At 66.6% G+C, this 21,591-nt stretch carries 20 protein-coding genes; 1 reads left to right on the top strand and 19 read right to left on the bottom strand.

Annotated features, from left to right (window positions below; genetic code table 11):
- On the top strand, positions 1–559 hold a 559-nt coding region (locus DI624_RS04935; RefSeq protein WP_291536376.1), incomplete at its 5' end, for a citrate/2-methylcitrate synthase.
- Between the two features lie 65 nt (positions 560–624).
- Here DI624_RS04935 and DI624_RS04930 read toward each other — a convergent pair.
- The 19 genes from DI624_RS04930 to dnaE form a co-directional block, all read right to left on the bottom strand.
- Complete coding sequence (locus tag DI624_RS04930) at positions 625–1,617, bottom strand: FUSC family protein (protein ID WP_291536373.1); 993 nt, start codon at positions 1,615–1,617, stop codon at positions 625–627.
- A gap of 2 nt (positions 1,618–1,619) precedes the next feature.
- Positions 1,620–2,798, bottom strand: a complete 1,179-nt coding sequence (lpxB, locus tag DI624_RS04925) for a lipid-A-disaccharide synthase (RefSeq protein ID WP_291536372.1) — start codon at positions 2,796–2,798, stop codon at positions 1,620–1,622.
- Positions 2,795–3,631 carry an LpxI family protein gene (locus DI624_RS04920; RefSeq protein WP_291536371.1) on the bottom strand — a complete coding sequence of 279 codons (837 nt, stop codon included), beginning with the start codon at positions 3,629–3,631 and terminating at the stop codon, positions 2,795–2,797. The genes lpxB and DI624_RS04920 overlap by 4 nt, the downstream gene beginning before the upstream one ends.
- Positions 3,628–4,416 carry an acyl-ACP--UDP-N-acetylglucosamine O-acyltransferase gene (gene lpxA, locus DI624_RS04915; RefSeq protein WP_291536370.1) on the bottom strand — a complete coding sequence of 263 codons (789 nt, stop codon included), beginning with the start codon at positions 4,414–4,416 and terminating at the stop codon, positions 3,628–3,630. The genes DI624_RS04920 and lpxA overlap by 4 nt, the downstream gene beginning before the upstream one ends.
- The gene (gene fabZ / locus DI624_RS04910) at positions 4,416–4,880 is read right to left on the bottom strand and encodes a 3-hydroxyacyl-ACP dehydratase FabZ (protein ID WP_291536369.1); all 465 of its coding nucleotides are present in this window, start codon (positions 4,878–4,880) and stop codon (positions 4,416–4,418) included. Before fabZ ends, lpxA begins: the two co-directional genes overlap by 1 nt.
- A 2-nt stretch (positions 4,881–4,882) precedes the next feature.
- Positions 4,883–5,896, bottom strand: coding sequence for a UDP-3-O-(3-hydroxymyristoyl)glucosamine N-acyltransferase (gene lpxD, locus DI624_RS04905; RefSeq protein ID WP_291536368.1), 1,014 nt, complete (start codon positions 5,894–5,896; stop codon positions 4,883–4,885).
- Positions 5,897–5,902: 6 nt separating this feature from the next.
- Positions 5,903–6,511 (bottom strand): OmpH family outer membrane protein, encoded by a 609-nt coding sequence (locus DI624_RS04900; RefSeq protein ID WP_291536367.1) that lies wholly within the window; start codon positions 6,509–6,511, stop codon positions 5,903–5,905.
- Between the two features lie 28 nt (positions 6,512–6,539).
- Positions 6,540–8,975: an outer membrane protein assembly factor BamA gene (gene bamA / locus DI624_RS04895; protein WP_291536366.1), complete on the bottom strand. Its 2,436-nt coding sequence runs from the start codon at positions 8,973–8,975 to the stop codon at positions 6,540–6,542.
- A gap of 29 nt (positions 8,976–9,004) precedes the next feature.
- Positions 9,005–10,222, bottom strand: a complete 1,218-nt coding sequence (locus DI624_RS04890; protein WP_291536365.1) for an RIP metalloprotease — start codon at positions 10,220–10,222, stop codon at positions 9,005–9,007.
- Positions 10,223–10,249: 27 nt separating this feature from the next.
- A complete protein-coding gene (gene dxr, locus DI624_RS04885) occupies positions 10,250–11,446 on the bottom strand; it encodes a 1-deoxy-D-xylulose-5-phosphate reductoisomerase (RefSeq protein WP_291536364.1) in 1,197 nt (398 codons plus the stop codon).
- Positions 11,443–12,261 (bottom strand): CDP-archaeol synthase, encoded by an 819-nt coding sequence (locus DI624_RS04880; RefSeq protein ID WP_291536363.1) that lies wholly within the window; start codon positions 12,259–12,261, stop codon positions 11,443–11,445. The genes dxr and DI624_RS04880 overlap by 4 nt, the downstream gene beginning before the upstream one ends.
- On the bottom strand, positions 12,261–13,034 hold the full coding sequence (uppS, locus tag DI624_RS04875) for a polyprenyl diphosphate synthase (protein ID WP_291536362.1): 774 nt from the start codon (positions 13,032–13,034) through the stop codon (positions 12,261–12,263). Before uppS ends, DI624_RS04880 begins: the two co-directional genes overlap by 1 nt.
- Before the next feature lie 37 nt (positions 13,035–13,071).
- Complete coding sequence (gene frr, locus DI624_RS04870; RefSeq protein ID WP_291536361.1) at positions 13,072–13,629, bottom strand: ribosome recycling factor; 558 nt, start codon at positions 13,627–13,629, stop codon at positions 13,072–13,074.
- Between the two features lie 42 nt (positions 13,630–13,671).
- Positions 13,672–14,406: a UMP kinase gene (gene pyrH / locus DI624_RS04865; protein ID WP_291536360.1), complete on the bottom strand. Its 735-nt coding sequence runs from the start codon at positions 14,404–14,406 to the stop codon at positions 13,672–13,674.
- A gap of 127 nt (positions 14,407–14,533) precedes the next feature.
- Positions 14,534–15,475: a translation elongation factor Ts gene (gene tsf / locus DI624_RS04860; RefSeq protein WP_291536359.1), complete on the bottom strand. Its 942-nt coding sequence runs from the start codon at positions 15,473–15,475 to the stop codon at positions 14,534–14,536.
- Positions 15,476–15,580: 105 nt separating this feature from the next.
- On the bottom strand, positions 15,581–16,525 hold the full coding sequence (gene rpsB, locus DI624_RS04855) for a 30S ribosomal protein S2 (protein ID WP_291536358.1): 945 nt from the start codon (positions 16,523–16,525) through the stop codon (positions 15,581–15,583).
- 239 nt (positions 16,526–16,764) lie between these two features.
- On the bottom strand, positions 16,765–17,361 hold the full coding sequence (locus DI624_RS04850) for a DUF4142 domain-containing protein (RefSeq protein WP_291536357.1): 597 nt from the start codon (positions 17,359–17,361) through the stop codon (positions 16,765–16,767).
- A gap of 84 nt (positions 17,362–17,445) precedes the next feature.
- Positions 17,446–17,937, bottom strand: a complete 492-nt coding sequence (locus DI624_RS04845) for a DUF3224 domain-containing protein (RefSeq protein WP_291536356.1) — start codon at positions 17,935–17,937, stop codon at positions 17,446–17,448.
- Entirely contained in the window at positions 17,937–21,389 is a 3,453-nt protein-coding gene (gene dnaE / locus DI624_RS04840; RefSeq protein WP_291536383.1) for a DNA polymerase III subunit alpha, read from the bottom strand. Before dnaE ends, DI624_RS04845 begins: the two co-directional genes overlap by 1 nt.
- Positions 21,390–21,591: the final 202 nt, after the last annotated feature.

The following is a 21,591-nucleotide window of genomic DNA, read 5'->3' as shown; positions in this document are numbered from 1 at the left end:
CTCGTCGGGCGCCAACCCCTTCGCCTGTATCGCCGCCGGCATCGCCTGCCTGTGGGGCCCGTCGCACGGCGGCGCCAACGAAGAGGCGCTGAACATGCTCAAGGAAATCGGCACTCCCGACAAGATCCCCGAGTTCATCCAGGGCGTTAAAGACCGCAAATACAAGCTGATGGGCTTCGGCCACCGCGTCTATAAGAACTACGATCCGCGCGCCAAGGTCATGCAGCAGTCGGCCTACGAAGTCCTGGCCGCCACGGGCCGCGAGAACGATCCACTGTTCGTGGTCGCCAAGGAGTTGGAAAAGGTCGCCCTGTCGGACGAATATTTCACCTCGCGCAAGCTGTTCCCGAACGTGGACTTCTATTCGGGCATCACCCTGTCGGCGATGGGCTTCCCGACCAGCATGTTCACCGTCCTGTTCGCCCTGGCCCGCACCGTGGGCTGGATCGCGCAGTGGCAGGAAATGATGGCCGATCCGTCGCAGAAGATCGGCCGCCCACGTCAGCTTTACACCGGCCCGACCCAGCGCGACTATGTGCCGATCGATCAGCGCGGCTGATCAGGGTCGCGAACGCTGAGAATGCAGAACGCCGGGGATACGTCCCCCGGCGTTTTGATTTGGCGTCACACCAGACGCAGATCGCGGAAACGGGCGGCCAGGTCGTCCAGGTCGCGGTGCATGTGCGCCACGCCGATGGCGGCGGCGCCTAGGGCCATGTCGTCGCCCTCCACCGCGATGGACAGGGCCAGGCTCTGGTCGATCGGCCCCATGGGATCGGCGGCCTCGCCCCGCGACAGCGCCTCCAGCCGTTCGACCGCGCGTGCGACGTCTTCCGACCAGGGCGCCAACCGCCTGTCTGCGCCTTGGTCGTGAAAACCGCGCCCCAGGATGACGATGTCGCTGCGCACCCGCCAAAAGGCGCGGGTCAGGGCGGCGCGGTCCGCCGTTTCGCGTTGCACGCCCGGGAAATCCACCACGTTCTTCGCGACTTGACCCAAGGCGTCGAGCCGCCGCTTCAGATCGGCGTGACGGCGCGTGATCTCCGCCGCGTCGCGGGCGTCTCCCTTCGCGACCAAGGCCAGCAGCACCGCGGCCTCGCCTGCGGCCTCCCTCGCCTGGAGGGTGAAGGTCTGCCGGGCGTGGCGCGGGAAAAGCGCCAAAATGGCGATCACCCCCACCCCGCAGCCGACGAAGATCTCCATGACCCGGTCCAACGCCAGGGCGCCCGGCCCCTCCGACCCCGCGCCGCCGGCGATGACGATGGTGGCGGTCACGGGGGCGATCTTCAGCCATGAGCGGCCGGCGCCGAGAAACGCCAGAACCGCCGTCGAAACGGCGATGCTCAGCGCCAGGCTCTCCAAGCCTGGCGGCCTAAGAAAGGCGAACGCGGCCCCCACCAGGGCGCCGGTCACGGTTCCGATGGCCCGATCCCGCGCGATGGCCACCACTCCGCCCCCGACGCTAGCCTGAACCACCACGATGGCGGAGATGACGCTCCAATAAGGATGGGGCAGCCCCAGAACGGTGGCCAGGTAGAGGCCGGCCGTCGCCGCTACGCCCATCTGCAGGGCTGCGCGAACCTCGGCCGCCCGGCGGGGGCTGAGGATTCGGACCATCTTCAGACCGGCTCCGCGCCAGCCTTGGCGGCGATGACGCGCAAGACGGCGTCGGCCGCCAGTTCGGACGGATCTGGCCCGTTGCGCCCCATCAGGTCCAGCGCCGCCGTCTGGCGTCGCGCCTGCTCCTGGGCCAGGGCGGGATCGGACAACAGCCGTCCCACGGCTGAGGCCAGTATGGCGGGCGTGGCCTCGTGCTGGATATATTCAGGGGCGATCTGGTCGTCGGCGGCGATGTTGAACAGGGTGATGTGCTTGGCCGTCACCATCCGTTTCATCAGCGAGTAGGACAGGGCGTCGATCTTGTAGGCGATGACCATGGGTGCGCCCGCCAGGGCCAGTTCGGTCGAAACCGTGCCGCTGGTTGCCAAGGCCGCGTCGGCGGCGCGCATGGCGTCGTATTTCTCGGCCTCATCGACCAGATGGACCCGGAACGGCCAGGCGGCGATCCGGCCGGCGACATCCCCGGCTACGGTTCCGGCGGCGACCACGGCGATCTCCAGCGTCGGGTCCACGGCCTTCAGCTTGCGCACCGTCTCCTCATAGACAGGGGTCATGCGCGCGATCTCGCTGGGCCGGCTGCCCGGCAGCACCAGCAGCAGCTTCGCCTCGGCCGCTATGCCGCGCCGCGTACGAAAGGCCGGGCCGTCCGCGCCGGCCATGTCGATATGAAGGGCCGAAGAGCCGACGACGGTCGTCGCCAGGCCCTCCCGCTCGAACCAGGGCGCATCGAAACCATAGAGGGCCAGCAGGTGATCGACGGCCCCCGCCAGGGTCCTGGCGCGGCCAGGACGCGAGGCCCAAACCTGAGGGCCGACGTATTTGATCAGGGGCACGTCCGGCCGCGCGGCGCGAATGGCCTTGGCGACGCGAATGGTGAAACCCCAACTGTCGATGAGGACGACGGCGTCCGGCTGTTCGCGCTCGGCCAGCGTCGCCGTTTCGGCGACCCGCCGCCTGACCTTGCCATAGGCGCGCAAACCTTCGATCCATCCCAGGATCGACAGTTCGGCGATGTCGAACGGGCTGGCGACGCCCTCGGCGGCCATGCGCGGCCCGCCGACGCCGACGAAGGCGACATCGTCGCCCAGCCGCGCCCTCAACGCCTTGGCGAGGCCGGCGCCCAGGGCGTCGCCGGAAGCCTCGGCCGCAACCAGCATGATCTTCAGCGGCCGGCTCATCGCGTCTCGCCCCAGACGAACAGGCCCAGACGGTCCGCTGTCGCGATGACGGCAGGCCGGTCGATCAGGATCAAACGCCCCGTCACCCCGCCGATGCCAGCCAGGCCCGCCGCCGCCGCCATCTCGACCGTTCTCGGCCCGATGACCGGCATGTCCACGCGCAGGTCCTGGATCGGCTTGGGCGCCTTGGCCAGAACGCCCCTTTTTTCCGACGCCGAGCCGCGCAAGTCCGAGGGCAGCCCGGCGACCCGTCCCAGCATGGCGTCCGTGCCCTCCTGGGCCTCGACCGCCAGCACCAGACCGTCGCAGACGACCGCGCCCTGACCAATGTCCAGTTCGCCCGCCTTTTCCGCGACGTGCAGCGCCTTTCTCAAGTCGGACAACTGTTCCGGCGTGGGCGTCATCGTTCCCAGGGGGCCGGGGCTCAGCGTCTCGCCGCCCAGGATGTCGTCCGCCCCCTCGACCGCGAACCCCTCGGCCTCGAACACCGACAGGATTTTACGCAACAGGGCGTCGTCGCCCTTGGCCGCCGCCGCCACGATGCCGGGCAGCAGGGTCGCGCCCTTGAAATCCGGCTTCAAGGTCTTGAAATCGGGCCGACTGACGATGCCCGCCAGGCACACCGCGCCGCAACCGTTCGACTTCAGCGCCTTCAGGATCGCCCCGATCTGCGCCATGCCGAAGTCGTCGCCGGGCCAGCGTGTCAGATGGGGGTCGGCGAAGCCGTCCAGGCGCACGATATAGACGCCGCGCCCCTCGGCCTCGCAGCGTTGGGCCACCGCCTTTGGCAGGTCGCCCCCGCCCGCGATCAGGCCGAGCTTGGAGCCGGTCATTCCGCGTTCGGCAGGCACAGCGGCCGCTTGCCGCCCTCGCGGATGAAGGCCAGTATCTCGACGATCTCGGGCAGGTCTGAATAGCGTTCCGTCACACGCTCGGTCCGGCTGGCGAACTCGCCCTCGCCTTCGAACAGGTCGCGATAGGCGGCCAGCAGACGCCGCACTTGGTCCCTGCCATAGCCTTTGCGCTTCAACCCGATCAGGTTCAGCCCGCGCAAACGCGCATGATTGCCCCAGGCGGAGCCATACGGAATGACATCGCGCGTCACGGCCGCCAGGCCCCCGATGATCGCCCCCTGCCCCACACGCCCGTTCTGGTGCACGGCGCACAGACCGCCCAGGAAGACCTTGTCCCCGACCCGGGCGTGGCCGCCCAGGGTGGCGTTGTTCGCCATGACGACATTGTCGCCGACCACGCAGTCGTGACCCACGTGGGCGCCGGTCATGAACAGATTGTTCGAACCGATCACGGTGACGCCCGTCCCCTGCGGCGTGCCGCGATTGAACGTGCAGTGCTCGCGGATCAGATTGTTCTCGCCGATCTCCAGCCGCACCGGCTCGCCCTTGTAGCCATTGTGCTGTGGATCGCCGCCGATCACGGTGAAGGGGTGGATCGTCGTATTCGCCCCGACCGTCGTATCCTGCTGGACGACGACATGGCTGATCAGGCGCACGTCTTGCGCCAGCGTTACGTTCGGTCCGACCGTGCACCACGGCCCGACCCGCGCCCCGTCCGCCAGAACGGCTGTCGCATCGACGACGGCGGTCGGATGAACGCTCATCAGGCGGCGGGCTCTGGCACGGTCACGACCATGGCCATGAACTCGGCCTCGGCGGCTAGTTTGCCGTCGATGGAGGTCTCGCCCCGGAACTTGTAGGCGTCGCCCCGCGCCCTGATCACCTTGACCTCCATGCGCAGCTGATCGCCGGGCCGGGCAGGCTTTCTGAAGCGCACGCCGTCGATGGACATGAACATGATGACCTTGTCCGCCACGGCCACGTCCAGGGTCTTGGACATCAGAAGCGCGCCGGTCTGGGCCATGGCCTCCACGATAAGTACGCCAGGCATGACCGGGTCGATGGGGAAATGACCGGGGAAGAAGGGCTCGTTGTGGCTGACGTTCTTGATCCCTACGATGGAAGTCGCGGGCACGAAATCCTCGGCCTTGTCCACCAAAAGAAAGGGATAGCGGTGCGGCAGCCGCCGCATCACCTCGGCGTAATCGATCTTGCCGTCTTCGCTCATCCCTATGATTCCTTCGGGGCCTTCTTCGAGGAGGCCTGTTTGGCGAGCCAGACGGTCTCGCGCAAGAACTGTCGGATCGGCCGCGCCGGATAGCCCGACCAGGTTTCCCCCGCAGGAACGTCGGCCAACACGCCGGCGCCCGCCGCGACACGCGCGCCCTCGCCGATGGTGATGTGGTCGCCGACCCCCGCCTTGCCGCCGAAGATCACGTTATCGCCCACCGTGACCGAGCCGGATATGCCGGTATTGGCGACCAGCAGGCAGTTGCGACCGATGACGCAATTGTGGCCCACCATGACCAGATTATCGATCTTTGTATTCTCGCCGATGACGGTGTCGTCATAGGCGCCCCGGTCGATGCAGCTGTTGGCGCCAACCGTCACGCCGTCCTGCAGGATGACCCGTCCCAACTGCGGGATATCCATCACCCCGGCCTGGGTCCCGGTCGCGCCAAAGCCGGCCTCGCCGATGCGCGCGCCGGCGTACAGCTTCACCCTGTCGCCGATCAGGGCGAAGCCGACGCTGACATTGGCCCCGATCACGCAGTCGCGGCCGATCTGGACGCCGGGCGCGATGACGCTGTTGGCGCCGATGCGGGATCCCCGACCGATGCGCACGCCCGAGCCCAGGACCACGCCCGGCTCGATCACCACGCTGTCGTCCTCGATCGCCTCGCCGCGCGTGATCGCCTGATCCAGCAGGATGGGCCGGTGCAACAGGATCGACGCCTTTGCCCAGGCGGCGTGGGGGGTACGCGAGGTGATGACAGCTGGGCCGGCCGGAGCCATCTCCACGGCCTCGGGCGGCACGATCACGCAGCCGGCCTGAGTTTCCCTCAGCACGCCGGCGAATTTTCGGTCGCCCAGAAACGCGATCGCGCCCCCGTCCGCAGAGGACAGAGGCGCGACGGAGGCGATCATGCGATCCCCGCCCCGTTCGACCGCCCCGCCGATCCTGGCCGCCAGATCGGCGACGCTGAGCGGCGGGAGGGTCTGAAAGAAGCGGGAATCCGGCATCGACGCTTAGCGGGCGGCGGCCGGTTGCTGAGCCTGCGGCTGGGCCGGCACGGTCATGCGGTTGAAGCTGAGCGTCGGCAGGGCGGTGTTCAGGCGCTGGATGGCCAGGTCCGTGACGTCCATGGCCGGGTTCATCATGAAGACGCTTTCGCGATCCAGCAGCAGGCCGCAGCCCTTTTCCTGATACAGGGCGGTCAGGATGGGCGAAACGGCCTCGGTGATCGCTTGGCGCTGCATGCCCAGGGTGTAGCGCAGTTCGTTCTCGCGGGTCGCTTCCAGTTGTTGGGCTTCCTGCGCGCGCTGCTGCAGGGCCTGGCGGCGCTGTTGCAGCTGATCCGCCGGCAAGCTGGCGCCAGAGGTCTGCAGTTGCTGGGCTTCGGTCTGAATCTGCGTGGCATAGGGTTGCAGTTCGCCTTGAACTTCCTGGGCCAACTGCTGCATCCGGGCTTCGACGGCCTGGCCGGCCGACGACTGGGCCAGCAGGCGCGCGTTGTAATAGACGCAGACGCCAGGGATCACCGGGCCGGGGTTGGCGGGCGCGGCGGCCTGTTGCGCCGAGGCGGCGGTGGCCAGAAGCGAAGCGGCGGCGGTCGCCGCGATGATCAGAGCTTTCATGGGTTCCTCGTGCGGACGATAGCCGCGATTAAAATTGGGTGGAGGTCGAGAAGCGGAAGGATTCCGTCTTGTCGTAGTCTTCCTTGGACAGAACCTTGGAAATGTCGAAGCGGATAGGACCCATCGGCGACTTCCAGTGGATGCTGACGCCCGCAGACGCGCGCAGCGACAGCTCATCGGCGATATTGGCGTTCGTCGTGCCGGTCGTGGTCAGCTTGTAGCGGTCATCCAGCACGCCCAGGGTTCCTACATCGGCGAACAGCGAGGTCTTGATGCCGTATTGCTCGGGCAGGTAGTTCGGCAGCGTCAGTTCGACCGTCCCGATGGCGTAGAAATTGCCGCCCAGCGCATCGGTGGTGTTCAGGTCGCGCGGCCCCATGCCGGCGGTCTCGAAACCGCGGAAGCTGTTGCCGCCCTTGAAGAAGCGGTCGTTGATGCGGATCGGGTCGCCGTTCCACCCGCTGATGTAGCCGGTCGAACCCTGCAAGCTGACGACCCAGTTCGGCGTAAAGCCATAGTACCAGCTGGCGTCGGCTTCGGTCTTCACATAGTTGACGTCGCCGCCCAGACCCGCCAGATCCTGGCGCAACGATCCGGCCCAGCCGCGCGTCGGGCGAACGGGATCGTTGGTGTAGTTCATCTGCAGCGTATAGCCGACGGCCGAGTTGATATAACTGCCGACCTGATCGCACAGCGCCGACGATCCCTGGCCGACGCTTGAACAATAGCCGTACGGCACGATGATCTCGTCCGACTTCAAGAAGTAGCGTGTGCTGAGCAGCATATTGCCGTTCAGCGGATAGGACAGACGCAACCCGCCGCCGGTCGAACGATAGTCGTACGATGAATATTCGCTCAGGTCGTAGCGCGAGTGGAATAGATCGAAGCCGGCGCGCAGGTCCCGGCCCAGGAATTTGGGCTCGGTGAAGCGGAAGTCGACCTGCTGGCGCAGCGAGCCCCACTCCAGGCGGGCCACCACGTTCTGGCCGCGCCCGCGGAAGTTCCGCTCGGAAATACCCAGGTTGACGGTGAAGGAATCGACCGAACTGAAGCCGGCGCCGACCGACAGTTCGCCCGTAGGCTGCTCCTGCACATTGACGTTGATGACCGAACGGTCCGGCGCGCCGCCGCGCGTCTCCTCGACCGTGACATCCTTGAAGAAGCCCAGGGCGCGCAGGTTGTTGCGCGACCGTTCCATCAGCGCGCGGTTGAAGGCGTCGCCTTCGGTCAGCATCAGTTCGCGGCGGATCACCGGGTCGATGGTGCGGGTGTTTCCGACCACATTGATGCGGTCGATGTAGACGCGCTGGCCTTCGGAGACATTGAAGGTCACGTCCACCGTGTCGGTGTCGGGGTTGGCGCGATAGGTCGGATTGATCTCGACGAAGGCGTAGCCGGCCGAGCCGGCCGCGAAGGTCAAGGCGTCGACCGCCTGTTCGATCTTGTCGCTCTCGTAAAGGTCGCCCGAGCGAATGGGGATAAGCCGCTGCAGGAAGTCGGCGTTCAGACGATCGTTCTGGGTGACGACCTTGACCTCGCCGAAGTTGTACTTGTCGCCTTCGTTCAGCGTCAGGGTCAGCTGGAAGGCTTGGTCGTCCGGCTGCAGTTCGGCGACGGAGGACACCACGCGGAAGTCGTAATAGCCGCGGTTGGTGTAGAATTTGCGCAGCTGCTCCTGATCGTATTCCAGGCGGTTCGGATCGTAGTTGTCGTTGCTAGAGAAGAACTTCCACCAGGTGGACTTCTCAGTCACCATCACCCCGCGCACATCGCGATCGGAAAAGGCCTGGTTGCCCAGGATGTTGACCGCGCTGATGCCGGTCTGCGGGCCTTCGTTGATCTCGAAAATCACATCGACACGGTTCTGGTCCAGTTGCACCAGCTTGGGCGTCACGGTCGCCGAGATGCGTCCCTGCAGGCGATAAAGCTCGACGATGGAGCCGACGTCTTCCTGGACCTTGGCGCGGGTGTAGATGCCGCGCGGCGCCAGGGTGACTTCCTTGGTCAGCTTGTCCTGCGACAAAGCCTTGTTACCCTCGAACACCACCTGGTTGATGATCGGGTTTTCCTTGATCTGCACGATCAGGTCGCCGTTCTGAACGCCGAGTTGGACATCGGCGAACAGGCCGGTGCGCGACAGGGTGCGAACCGCGACATCCAGGACCGAGGCGTCCACCGCGTCGCCCGGACGGATCGGGAGATAGGACAGGACCGTCGTCTGATCGATCCGTTGCGCGCCCTGCACCAGGATGCGGTTGATGGTGATGGTTTGGGGCGCGGCGATCTCAACGCGCGGCGTCTGCTCGCCTTCGGCCGCCTGGGGTGCGGCGGCGGTCTGGGCGGACGTGGCGGCGGGCGCGGTCTGGGCCAGGGCAGGCGCGCCGAGGCCGGCCGCGACGGCCAACGCCAGCAGGCTGGAACGGGCGCTCAGTCGGACGGCGGCGCTGGAGGTCATGTCATTCATACGGGAAACCATCGGGGGCTGGCGTCGGCTCACGAAACGAGCCCGCCGAGGAATTGGAGGAGGTTGAGCTTCTGTAGGTCGTTCCACGTCGCGAACAACATAAATCCCGCCAAAAGCGCAAGACCTGCGCGATAGCCCATCTCCTGGAACCGCGCCGACACAGGCCGCCTGGCCACGGCCTCATAACCGTAGAAAAGCAGGTGCCCGCCGTCGAGGATCGGAATGGGAAGCAGATTTAGAAAGCCGATTCCGATCGAAAGTATGGCGGCCAGGGTCGTCAGCGTCAGGACCAGATTGACCGCCATCTGGCTTGGCGCCGGGCTGGCCTCGACCGCCGCCGTCGTCAGGGAGCCGGTCGCCTTGGCGATGCCCAGCGGGCCGCTGAACTGATCGCCGGATTCACGACCCGTCACGAGCCGCCCAAGATAGGTCAAGGTCGAGCCGATCACGTCGCCGGTCTGGCGTACGCCCTCGACTATGGCGCCGACAGGACCATAGCGGACATGGCGCACGTCGGCGGCTGTCGATCCCAGGCCCAGGCCGATCCGGCCCACCTTGATCCGCCCGGCCACGGGGTCGTTCTCCTCGCGGCGTTCGGGCACGGCGGTCAGTCTCAGCGTTTCCCGGCCACGTTCGACCGTGAAACGCACGGGGTCGCCGGTCGACAGCATCACGGTGCGCGTCACCTCGCCGCCATCCTTGATGGTCTTGCCGTTGACCTGGGTGATCAGGTCGCCGACCTGGAAACCGGCGGCGGCGGCGGGCGATCCCGCCTGGACCTGGGCCACGCGCGCCGGGCGCAACTGCGTTCCCACCGCCATGAAGACGATGGCGAAGATGGTGATGGCCAGAATGAAGTTGGCGACCGGACCGGCGGCGACGATCAGGGCGCGCTGCCATACCGGTTTGAAATGGAAGTAATCACGCTCGGCCCCCGGCCCGCGCTCGGCGACCACCCGCTGGCGCAACCGATCCAGCCCGGCCTGATCGGGCACGCTGGACGCGTCCAGGTCGCCAGAGAACTTCACATAGCCGCCCAGGGGCAGCCATCCCAGCCGCCATTCGATTCCGTGGCGATCCGTCCGCCTGAACACAGCCTTGCCGAAGCCGACCGCGAAGCGATCCACCTTCACGCCGAACGCGCGCGCGACCAGAAAATGACCCAGTTCGTGGATGGTGACGATGAAGGTCAGCACCAGCAGGAACGAGGCGATGGAGATCAGGATCTGACCCATGACGCCCAGCATTCGAAAATCGTCTCCCCTGGCCTGTCCTCAGGCCGCGTTGGCAAGGCCGGCGATGACGGATCCGGCCATTCGACGCGCCTCGGCGTCGACCGTCAGGGCCGCGCCGCAGGCGTCTCCAGAGCCGAAAACCATCCCCGCTTTCGTCGCACGCTCAAGGGTTTCGGCGACGACTGCGGCAATATTGAGAAACGCCAGCTTTCGGTCAAGGAAGGCGAAGGCCGCGACCTCGTTCGCGGCGTTGAACACGGCGGGCGCCGCGCCCCCAGCCCTCAGCGCCTGGCGCGCCAGATCGAGAGCCGGGAACCGCGTCAGATCGGGCGCCTCGAACGTCAGCCGGCCCAGCGCGGCCAGGTTCAGCTTCGGCGCCGGCCAGGCGATCCGGTCGGGCCAGGCCAGGGCGCAGGCGATGGGGGTGCGCATATCCGGCGGCCCCATCTGCGCCAGGGTCGATCCGTCCACATATTCCACAAGGCTGTGGATGATAGATTCGGGGTGGACCACCACCTCGATCCGCTCTTGAGGCATGGCGAACAGATAGGCCGCCTCGATCATCTCCAGGCCCTTGTTGGCCATGGTGGCGCTGTCGACCGAAATCTTGGCGCCCATGCTCCAATTCGGGTGGGCCACGGCCTGTTCGGGCGTGATCGCGACCATCCGCTCGCGCGGGGTCTGGCGGAAAGGGCCGCCCGAAGCCGTCAGCACCAGTTTCGCCACCCGTTCCGGCGCCTCGGCCGGAAACACCTGGAAGATGGCCGAATGTTCGGAATCGACCGGGATCAGTCGCCCGCCTGCTCGTCCGACTCGTTCGATCAGGGCGGGGCCGCAGCAGACCAGGCTTTCTTTATTGGCCAGAGCCAGGGTCGCGCCCGTCCCCGCCGCCGCCCAGGCCGACTTCAGCCCCGCGGCGCCGACGATCGAGGCCATGATCCAGTCGGCGGGTCGGGTGGCGGCTTCCACGACAGCCGCCTCCCCGGCGGCCGCCGCGACGCCGGTCCCGGCCAGGGCCGCCCGCAAGTCTTCCAACCGCGCCGGATCGGCGGTGACGGCCAATCGTGGCTTCCAGCGCCGGGCCTGTTCGGCCAGTTTGGCGATGTTGGCCCCGCCGGTCAGGGCCTCGACCTCGAAACCGCCCGCGCCCGACGCCTCGGCCCGGGCCATCAGGTCCAGGGTCGAGGAGCCGACCGATCCGGTCGCGCCCAGCACCGTGACGCGGCGACGGATCACGCGCCCTGCTCCAGCATCAGGACCATCAGACGCCCGGCCGCCACCACGACGACGGCGAACATCAACCCGTCCACCCGGTCCAGCAGCCCGCCATGTCCGGGGATGGTGTTGCCCGCGTCCTTGACGCCAAACCGTCGCTTCAGCGCCGACTCCCACAGGTCGCCCGCCATGGTCGCCAAGGCCGCCGCCAAGCCCAGAATGGCGCCCCACACCACGGTCAGAGCGCCCATATCGACCCAGGCGGTCATCACGGCGCCCGCGACCGCCCCGGCCAGAATGCCGCCGATGAAGCCGGACCAGGTCTTGTTGGGCGAAAAGCGCGGCCACAGCTTCGGGCCGCCGAAGGTCGATCCCGCCAGATAGGCCAGGATGTCCGCCGACCAGGCCACGGCGAAGACCAGCACGGTCCAGTGCAGGCCAACCGGGCTGTCCACGCCGCGCAACCAGATCAACAGAACCGAGGGCCAACCTAGATAGAGAACCCCATAGGCGGCGTCCAACGCCTCCTGCCCCCGGCTGCGCGCGTAGACGCCGGCGGCTGCGGCTCCGAAGACCAGCATGATGAAGGCCACCGACATGACGCCGAAATGTGCGCTGACCACGGCCGCGACGACGCCGAAGCTGACGGCGCCGCCCATGACGCGCCTGGCGTGCGGCGCGCTCATCGCCGCCCATTCGAACGCCAGGACCACGCTGGCCGCCACCATGAGGCCCAGAAACCAGACGCCCCCGGCCCAGGTCGCGGCCACGGCGGCCGGCGCCAGGACGACGGCGGAAGCGGCGCGTAGGGCGATGTCGCGTCCCTTGACCGCCATCAGGCTGTTTCACGCATCGGTTCGGCCTCGCGGCCGCCATAGCGACGCTCGCGACGGCCATAGGCGGCGACCGCCTCGGCCAGGGCCTTGGGACCGTAGTCCGGCCATAGAATGTCTTGAAACACCAGTTCGGCGTAGGCCGCCTCCCACAACAGGAAGTTCGACAGCCGTTGTTCGCCCGACGTCCGCACGATCAGGTCCAGGGGCGGCGATCCCGCCGTAGCCAGACCGGCCTCGAAGGTCTGTTCGGTCAGGGGCTCGGTCGTCTCGCCGGACGCCAGGCGCGCCATGTGCCGACGCGCGGCGTCCACCAGGTCTGCTCGGCCGCCATAGTTGAAGGCGACCTGAAGCAGGAACCGCTCGTTGTGCGCCGTCTTCGCCTCGGCCTTGTCGATGATGTCGGCGATGTCGGCGGGCAGGCCTTCACGGCGCCCCAGGATGCGCAGACGCACGCCCGCCTTTTCCAGCCGCGTCAGGTCGCTGGCCACATAGGTTCGCACCAGACCCATCAGGTCCGAAACCTCGTCCTCGGGCCGGCTCCAGTTCTCGGTGGAGAAGCCGAACACGGTCAGGCACCGGATGCCCAGATCCGGCGCCGCCTGGATCGTACGCTTCAGCGCCTGAACCCCCTCGCGGTGGCCGAGCGCGCGCGGCAGGCCCCGCGCCTTGGCCCAGCGCCCGTTGCCGTCCATGATGATGGCGACATGACGCGGCCCCTCGGAACGCAGGTCTTCCGGGCGTTGGCCGGGAGGCGCGACGCGGTCTGCCGTCATCTGTCGTGCGATCCCTTCAGGCCCAAGCCGTTTCGCCTCAGACCTGCATGATCTCTTGTTCCTTGGTCTTCAAGGCCTCGTCGATGCGCTTGATGGCCGCGTCCGTGTCCTTCTGGACCTCGGTCTCCATCTTCTTCTGTTCGTCCTGGCTGATCTCGCCCGCCTTCTCGGCCTTCTTGAGATCGTCGTTGGCGTCGCGACGCACGTTGCGTACGGAAATCTTCTGCTGCTCGGCGTATTTGCCGGCCAGCTTGACCAGATCCTTGCGGCGTTCCTCGGTCAACGGCGGCACGGGGATGCGCAGCGTCTGGCCGTCGACGATGGGGTTCAGGCCCAGGTTGGCGTTGCGGATCGCCTTTTCCACGGCGCCGACCATGCCCTTGTCCCAGACATTGACGCTGATCATGCGCGGTTCGGGCACGCTGATGGCGGCGACGGCGGTCAGGGGCGAGGCCGAGCCATAAGCCTCGACGCGGACAGGCTCCAGCAGTCCGGCGTTGGCGCGTCCGGTGCGCAGGCCGCTGAACTCTTCCTTCAGGGCGGCGACGGAGCGGTCCATCCGGTCGCGGTAGGTCTTGAGGTCGGGTTTCGCCATGCTCTTGGTCTCTCTTCGTTTTTTCCTGGTCGCTCGGACGCCTTATGCGGCGTCCCGAATGACCGTGAACGTGCCTTCGCCGGTCAGGGTTCGGCGCAGCGAATTGTCGTCCCGGATCGAGAAGACCACGATGGGGATGCCGGTATCGCGCATCATGGCGATGGCCGAGGCGTCCATGACGCGCAGATCCTTGGCCAGCACATCCTGATAGGTCAGGGTGTCGTAGCGGGTCGCGGTCGGATCCTTCTTGGGATCGGCGGTATAGACGCCGTCGACGCTGGTGCCCTTCAGCAAGGCGTCGCAGCCCATTTCGGCGGCGCGCAGGGCGGCGCCTGAGTCGGTCGTGAAGAACGGCGCGCCGACGCCGGCGGCGAAGATCACCACCCGGCCCTTTTCCAGGTGACGCAGGGCGCGGCGGCGGATGTAGGGTTCGGCGATGGCGGCCATCGGAATGGCGCTCTGCACGCGGGTCGAGACGCCGATCTTCTCCAGCGCCGACTGCATGGCCAGGGCGTTCATGATGGTGGCCAGCATGCCCATATAGTCGGCCTGGGCGCGCTCCATCCCCGCCGCCGCCTTGGACAGGCCGCGGAAGATGTTGCCGCCGCCGATGACCAGGCAGATCTCGACCCCTTCGGCCGCGACGTCGGCGACGGCCTTGGCGACGGTATCGACCGTCTTCATGTCCAGACCGAACGTCTGATCGCCCATCAGCACCTCGCCCGAGACCTTCAGCAGGACGCGCTTGTAGCGGAAGTTCGAGGGAGCGTCGGGCATGGGCGGAGGGTCCGTTTGCTGCTGCGCCCTTGAATCAGGCGGCTTCTTATAGACGAAGGGCGCGCCGGCCATCAAAGCCGAACGCGCCCTTCTGATACAAAACCCTCACGAATGAGGGGGTGGACGCTTAGGCGCCGCCCATCATCGAGGCGACTTCCGACGCGAAGTCGGGGCCTTCGACCTTTTCGACGCCTTCGCCCAGCGCCAGGCGGACGAAGCCGGCCAGGTGCAGGTTCGAGGAGCCCAGTTCCTTGGCCGAGTTGGCGACCAGCTGTTCGATGGTCACGTCCGGGTCCATGACGAACGGCTGCTTGGACAGCACGACGTCCTTCTGGAACTTGTTGATCTGGCCTTCGACGATCTTGGCGATCATGGCTTCAGGGCGCCCTTCCTCCTTGGCCTTTTCGGTCAGGACGGTGCGTTCCTTCTCGATGGCGGCCGGGTCCAGGTCGTCGGTGTTCAGCGACAGCGGCGCGGTCGCGGCGACGTGCATGGCGATCTTGCGGCCCAGTTCGCGCAAGGCGGTCTTGTCCCCCTCGCCTTCCAGGGCGACCAGCACGCCGATGCGGCCGACGCCGGGCGAAACCGCGTTGTGGACGTAGGTCGAGACGACGCCTTCCGACACCGACAGGCGGGCGGCGCGGCGCAGTTGCATGTTCTCGCCGATGGTGGCGATCATGTTGGTCACTTCGTCCTGGACCGTCTTGCCGGATTCCAGCTCGGCGCCGTGCAGGGACTCCACCGTGTGGTGCTCGAGGCCCAGCTGGGCGAATTGCTTGGCGGCGTTCTGGAACAGTTCGTTGCGGGCGACGAAGTCGGTTTCCGCATTGAACTCGATGGCGGCGGCGACTTCGCCCTTGCCGTCTTCCTTGGACGCCACGGCGACCAGGCCTTCGGCGGCGACGCGATCGGCCTTCTTGGCGGCCTTGGACAGACCCTTGGCGCGCAGCCAGTCGATGGCGGCGTCGATGTCGCCGTTGTTCTCAACCAGCGCCTTCTTGCAGTCCATCATGCCGACGCCCGAACGCTCGCGAAGTTCCTTCACGAGGGCGGCAGTGATCTCGGCCATGTTCTTCTCCTTGGGGGATGTATCGTATGCGGAACGGCCGGACCTGTATGGCCCGGCCGTGTGTCGGTTCTATGCACGGCCCTCTCTATGAAGACCGCCGGGCGATCAGCCCGTGGCCTTCTCGGTCTCGACCGCGTCGTTGGCTTCCGAAGTGGCGGCCTGGGCGGCTTCGTCGGCCCCAGCCGGTTCGGAGGGGGCCGGTTGAGCGGCGGCTTCCAGTTCGGCGGCGGCGCCTTCCGTGCCGGCCGGAGCGGCTTCAGCGGCGACCGGAGCGGCTTCAGCGGCGACCGGAGCCGAGGCTTCGCGCAACATCGGCTCGACCGGAGCTTCCGAAGCGCCCAGATCGATGCCGGAGGCCGAGGCGCCGGCGGCCAGACCATCCAGAACCGCATCGGCGATCAAGTCGCAGTAGGTCTGGATGGCGCGGGCGGCGTCGTCGTTGCCCGGAACCGGATAGGTGATGCCGTCGGGGTCCGAATTGGTGTCCAGGATGGCGATGATCGGGATGTTCAGCTTGCGGGCTTCCTGGATCGCGATCGCTTCTTTGTTGGTGTCGATCACGAACATGATGTCAGGGATGGAACCCATGTCCTTGATGCCGCCCAGCGACAGCTCCAGCTTGTCCTTCTCGCGCTGCAGGGTCAGCAGTTCCTTCTTGACGCGACCTTCGCCGCCGTTCTCCAGGATGCCTTCCAGTTCACGCAGGCGGGCGATGGAACCCGAAACGGTGCGCCAGTTGGTCAGCGTACCGCCCAGCCAACGGTTGTTCATGTAGTATTGGGCGCAGCGCTTTGCGGCTTCGGCCACCGGCTCCGAGGCCTGACGCTTGGTGCCGACGAACAGGACGCGGCCGCCCTTGGCGGCGACGTCGCGCACCGCCACCAGGGCTTGGTGGAACAGCGGCATCGTCTGCGACAGGTCGATGATATGGATATTCGAGCGCGAGCCGAAGATGTAGCGGTCCATCTTCGGGTTCCAGCGGTGCGTCTGGTGGCCGAAGTGGGCGCCCGCTTCCAGCAGGGTGCGCATGGAGAATTCTGGCAGAGCCATGATCGTTCAGTCCTTTTTCCGATCGACGTGGCGCGGGGGATTAAAGGTCTGGCGACCCTCGGAATGGTGCGAATCGGGATTTCTCCCCGAATCGCGCCTCACCCGCGTTGCGAAATGCGGGGGCCATGTAGGCGGGATAAGCCGCAATAGCAAGCGCCGCCCCACGATCGCGGCATGGGCGACAGCAAAAAGGCGGCCTCTTCCGAGACCGCCTTCCGCTTCACGTTGTCAAGACGCGACTATTTCATCGCATCCAGCAGCGCCTGAGCGCGATCGCGGTGCATCGTCACCGGGGCGATCAGTTCGCGGGCCAAGGTCGACAGGGCCGGCGCGTCCGTATTGCCTGCGAAACCGTTCAGCAGGGTCAGGGCCTCGTTATGCGCCGCGACCTGCTGGTTCAGATAGACCTTGTCGAAATCGCCGGGCGTGGCGGCGTTCAGATTGTCGATCAGCCCCTGGCGACGCTGGTCCAAGGCGGTCGGTATGGTCACGTTCGGACCAGCGGCTGCGACGGCCGTTCCCAGCTTTTCGCCGGCTGCGGTGTGGTCCTTGGTGATCATCGCGGCGAGGGCCTTGACGTCGGCGTTGGTCGATTTGGCGGCGGCGATCTTGGCCGCTTCCAGCTCATACATATTGCTGACGCCCAGGCCGGTGACGAAACCTTCGACGGTGTTGGCGCCCATGGTCATGGCCGAAGTCTGGCCGACGACCCCGGAGGTGGCGTCCTGCGTGGCGTTGACCGCTTCGTTGGCGTTCTGACCGGCGCTGTCGCCGCCCTGGTTGCAGGCTGCGAGAAGGGCCAGCGAGGCGACGCTGGCGATGGCGAGATATTTCATGGAACAGTCTCCCTATGGACTGACCAAACTCATCACGCGCCTGTGAGGTTCCGTGAATTCATAAGCTTAGCCTTTAACCGGCGCTCATGGCGCGGTGTCGGGCAGGCTGTATTCAAGGTCGTAGCGGTGCTCGCCATCAGCTAAGGTCAGATGAAAGACGCCGCTTACGCCTATCAGGTCCCCGCTGCCCGACCCGGGAACGATGGTGATCAGCAATGTCTGCGCACCGGCGTCCATGATCCCGCGATGAACGAGCGAGAAGCCGCCGCTTCGACCGTCTATCGTCCCTGTCACGCGCTCCATGGCCACATAGGCGCCCGACGAACCGTCTCGGACGGCAAGCATCTCGCCCACACCGACTCCTTCGATGTCGCCGTGAAAGGTCTTGGCGATCCGCAGTCGACCGTGCGCCTCGGCAGACGCGTCCGCCTCCGCGGCGATGGGCGTGATCTGAACGTCGAAGGTTCCGATAGCGTGAGACATGGCGGCGCCTTGGGTTGGGACGGATTGCGCCGCTGCAGGGTCGATCTGCGGCGGAGACAGAAATAGGGCGAACGCCAGAAGACCGCCGACCATCAGGCGTCTTCCAGCATGACCACGCCCGGCGCGGACTTCAGCGCGCCGCGCAGGGCGCCGTCCAGCCGATAACGGCCGGGGATCCTGACCTCGACCTCCCGCCCCTGTTCGAGGCCGGCGATCATGAGGGAGACTTCTCCTCCCTTGCCGATCGCGCCGGATCGTGCGCGTTCCAGCCGCGCCTTCAGCGCCTCGGCGTCGGCGGTTCGGGCCGAAACATGGATACGCAGGCCGATGTTGGCGTCGTCCAGCAGATTGTCCATGCGCGCCGCATCGTCGCCGAAGAAGCGCACCTCGCCTTCCGACGCCTTGGTGCGGACCCGCACCATGACCGAGGCGCCGGGCTCCAGCACCTCGCGGCATCGACGCAGCTGTTCGGGCGGAAACAGGCATTCGAACTCCCCTGTCGGGTCCGAAAAGGTGACGAAGGCGAACTTCTCGCCCGTTCGCGCACTGGCCCGTTCCTGCTTGCGGCGCACCACTCCAGCCATCTGGAAAGCCTCGTGCCCGCCTTCGGCCAGGGGAATGGCCTCGGCGACGAAGGTGACGCGTTTGCGTTTCAGGGCCGAGGTCATTTCGTCCAGGGGATGGCCGGACAGGTAGAAGCCCACGGCCGCCAATTCGTGGTCCAGCCGCTCTGGCCCCACCCACGGCTCGACCGTCTTCAGACGCGGCCGGGCCGCACCGGCCTGATCCCCGCCGAACAGGGATACTTGGGACGAGGCGCGCTCGGCCGCCACGCTCTGGCAATAGGCCATCAGCACATCGGCCTGTTCGACCAGTTGGCGACGGTTGGGATGGATGCTGTCGAAGGCGCCCGCCTTGGCCAGCCCTTCCAGCGCGCGCTTGTTGACGCAGCGCGGATCGACCCGCTCCAGGAAGTCGAAGATGTCGGCGAACCGGCCGCCCGTCTCGCGCACCTCGATGACATGCTTCATCGCCTCCAGGCCGACGTTGCGAATGGCGCCCAGCGCATAGAGCACCGCCCCCTTGCCGTCCTCCCAGGCCACGTCGAAGTCGGCGGAGGAGCGATTGATGTCCGGCGACAGCACCGGCACCTCGAACCGCCGCGCATCCTGATAGAAGACCGCCAGCTTGTCCGTGTTCGACAGGTCCAGGCTCATCGAGGCGGCGAAGAATTCGACCGGTTGATTGGCCTTCAGCCATCCCGTTTGGAACGAGATCAGGGCGTAGGCGGCGGCGTGCGACTTGTTGAAGCCATAGCCCGCGAACTTGGCCACCAGGTCGAAGATGGAGCCGGACTGGCCTTCCGGCACGCCCTTCTCCAGGGCGCCCTTGATGAAGCGCGCCCGCTGGAAGTCCATCTCCTCCTTCTTCTTCTTGCCCATGGCGCGACGCAGCAGGTCGGCCTCGCCGAGGCTGTAGCCCGCCAGGATCTGGGCGATCTTCATCACCTGTTCCTGGTAGATGATCACGCCATAGGTTTCGGTCAGCACCTCTTTCAAACTGGGGTGCAGATAGTCGACCTCGGCCCGGCCGAATTTGCGGTCGATATAGGTGTCGATCATCTCCATCGGCCCCGGCCGATAGAGGGAGATCAGGGCGGTGATCTCCTCGATGGAGCCGCAGCGCATCTTGCGCAGCGTGTCGCGCATGCCCTGCGATTCCAGCTGAAACACCCCGACCGTCTGGCCCGACGCCATCAGCTCGTAGGTGCGCGCATCGTCCAGCGGCAGCTGGTTCCACTCCTGCACCGCTCCGCGCCGCGCCAGATAGCCCCGCGCCCGGTCCAGCACGGTCAGGGTCTTCAGCCCGAGGAAGTCGAACTTCACCAGCCCCGCCGGCTCGACCCACTTCATGTTGAACTGGCTGGCCGGGATGGTGGAACGCGGGTCCTGATACAGCGGCACCAATTCCGTCAGAGGACGATCGCCGATGACGATGCCGGCGGCGTGGGTCGAGGCGTTGCGGTAAAGCCCTTCCAGCTCCAAGGCCGTTTCCAGCAGCGTCTTCACCGCCGGTTCGGCGTCGCGCGCCTCCTTAAGCCGAGGCTCCAGGTCGATGGCCTGGGCCAGGGTGACGGGATTGGCCGGATTGTTCGGCACCATCTTGCAGAGCCGGTCCACCTGGCCCAACGGCATCTGCAGCACCCGTCCGACGTCGCGCAGCACCGCCCGCGCCTGCAGGGTGCCGAAGGTGATGATCTGCGCCACCCGATCCTTGCCGTAACGGGCCTGGACATAGTCGATCACCTCTTCGCGCCGCTCCTGGCAGAAGTCGATGTCGAAGTCGGGCATGGAGACCCGCTCGGGGTTCAGGAACCGTTCGAACAGCAGACCGAACCGCAACGGGTCCAGATCGGTGATGGTGAGGGACCAGGCGACCAGCGAGCCGGCGCCGGACCCCCGCCCCGGCCCGACCGGTATGCCGTGCGTCTTGGCCCATTTGATGAAGTCCGACACGATCAGGAAGTACCCTGGGAAACCCATCTGCTGGATGATCCCGACCTCCCACTCCAGGCGGGTCCAGTATTCCTCTTCGGACACGGCCGGCGTGACCTGGGTCAACCGGACCTTCAGCCCCTCGCGCGCCTGGTGGGCCAGTTCGTCGGCCTCGGAGCGTCCGGCTCCGGTATCGAAGCGCGGCAGGATCGGCGCATGGGTCTGAACCAGGAAGGCGCAGCGCCGCGCGATGTCGATGGTGTTGTCGCAGGCCTCGGGCAGGTCGGCGAACAGTTCGCGCATCGCCCCGGCCGACTTGAACCAGTGTTCGCCGGTGATGCGGCGACGATCCTCCTGGCCGGTGAAGGCGCCGTCGGCGATGCACAGCAGGGCGTCATGCGACTTCGCCTGGGCCGCCTTGGCGTAATAGACGTCGTTGGTGGCGACCAGGGGAACGTCGTGGTCGTAGGCCCAGCGAACCAGACCCGGCTCAGCGCGCTTCTCATCGTCCAGCCCATGACGTTGCAGCTCCACATAGAAGCGGTCGCCGAAGGCGGCGTGCATGGCCTGGAGCGCCTGGGCGGCCTCCGCCGTCTTGCCCTGGGCGAACAGGGGATCGACCGGCCCGTCCGGTCCGCCGGACAGCAGGATCAACCCTTCGGAGCGCGCGACGACCTGATCCCAGGCCACGCCGGGCTCGGCCATCTCCCCGGCGTCCAGATAGGCCGAGGACGACAGGGCGCACAGGTTCAGCCAACCCGTCGCATTCTGGGCCAACAGCGCCACGGTAGGCGTCTTGGCCCATCGGGTGTTGATCTGGCCGCCGATGCCGATGACTGGAAGAGCGCAGGCGACAATGGGTTGAACGCCCGCATCCCTGGAGGTCTGGCTGAACTCCAGCGCGCCGAACAGATTGGCCCGGTCCGCGACGGCGACGGCGGGCATGCCGGCGTCCGCCGCCAGCTTGCCGACCTTACTGGCCTTTATCGCGCCTTCCAGCAGCGAATAGGCCGAGCGCACGCGCAAATGGACGAAACCCTGGCTGTTCATCGACTGGTTCACTGGATCTCCGCTTGCTGGACGCAAGGCCCGCGCCCCATCCTGCACCGACCGAACGTCGCGGGCCATATGCGAGGCGCGTTCGTCCCCAGCCGGGGACGATATCCAGAAGGAATCCAGAAGGAGCGCCTTCAGCTGAGAGGTCGCCCCGCCGTCAGGCGGAGGCGACGCTGAAGGCCAGGCTCCACACCAT

Source organism: Brevundimonas sp., from assembly GCF_003248455.1.
In the GTDB taxonomy this organism is placed as follows: domain Bacteria; phylum Pseudomonadota; class Alphaproteobacteria; order Caulobacterales; family Caulobacteraceae; genus Brevundimonas.
Note: the sequence above shows the minus strand (reverse complement) of the source record. Positions and strands in the feature narration are given on the sequence as shown.

Coding starts and splice junctions, on each gene's coding strand:
- DI624_RS04930 (WP_291536373.1), bottom strand. CDS start 1,617: ATGGTCCGAATCCTCAGCCCCCGCCGGGCGGCCGAGGTTCGCGCAGCC.
- lpxB (WP_291536372.1), bottom strand. CDS start 2,798: ATGAGCCGGCCGCTGAAGATCATGCTGGTTGCGGCCGAGGCTTCCGGC.
- DI624_RS04920 (WP_291536371.1), bottom strand. CDS start 3,631: ATGACCGGCTCCAAGCTCGGCCTGATCGCGGGCGGGGGCGACCTGCCA.
- lpxA (WP_291536370.1), bottom strand. CDS start 4,416: ATGAGCGTTCATCCGACCGCCGTCGTCGATGCGACAGCCGTTCTGGCG.
- fabZ (WP_291536369.1), bottom strand. CDS start 4,880: ATGAGCGAAGACGGCAAGATCGATTACGCCGAGGTGATGCGGCGGCTG.
- lpxD (WP_291536368.1), bottom strand. CDS start 5,896: ATGCCGGATTCCCGCTTCTTTCAGACCCTCCCGCCGCTCAGCGTCGCC.
- DI624_RS04900 (WP_291536367.1), bottom strand. CDS start 6,511: ATGAAAGCTCTGATCATCGCGGCGACCGCCGCCGCTTCGCTTCTGGCC.
- bamA (WP_291536366.1), bottom strand. CDS start 8,975: ATGAATGACATGACCTCCAGCGCCGCCGTCCGACTGAGCGCCCGTTCC.
- DI624_RS04890 (WP_291536365.1), bottom strand. CDS start 10,222: ATGCTGGGCGTCATGGGTCAGATCCTGATCTCCATCGCCTCGTTCCTG.
- DI624_RS04880 (WP_291536363.1), bottom strand. CDS start 12,261: ATGGCGGTCAAGGGACGCGACATCGCCCTACGCGCCGCTTCCGCCGTC.
- uppS (WP_291536362.1), bottom strand. CDS start 13,034: ATGACGGCAGACCGCGTCGCGCCTCCCGGCCAACGCCCGGAAGACCTG.
- frr (WP_291536361.1), bottom strand. CDS start 13,629: ATGGCGAAACCCGACCTCAAGACCTACCGCGACCGGATGGACCGCTCC.
- pyrH (WP_291536360.1), bottom strand. CDS start 14,406: ATGCCCGACGCTCCCTCGAACTTCCGCTACAAGCGCGTCCTGCTGAAG.
- tsf (WP_291536359.1), bottom strand. CDS start 15,475: ATGGCCGAGATCACTGCCGCCCTCGTGAAGGAACTTCGCGAGCGTTCG.
- rpsB (WP_291536358.1), bottom strand. CDS start 16,525: ATGGCTCTGCCAGAATTCTCCATGCGCACCCTGCTGGAAGCGGGCGCC.
- DI624_RS04850 (WP_291536357.1), bottom strand. CDS start 17,361: ATGAAATATCTCGCCATCGCCAGCGTCGCCTCGCTGGCCCTTCTCGCA.
- DI624_RS04845 (WP_291536356.1), bottom strand. CDS start 17,937: ATGGTCGGCGGTCTTCTGGCGTTCGCCCTATTTCTGTCTCCGCCGCAG.
- dnaE (WP_291536383.1), bottom strand. CDS start 21,389: ATGAACAGCCAGGGTTTCGTCCATTTGCGCGTGCGCTCGGCCTATTCG.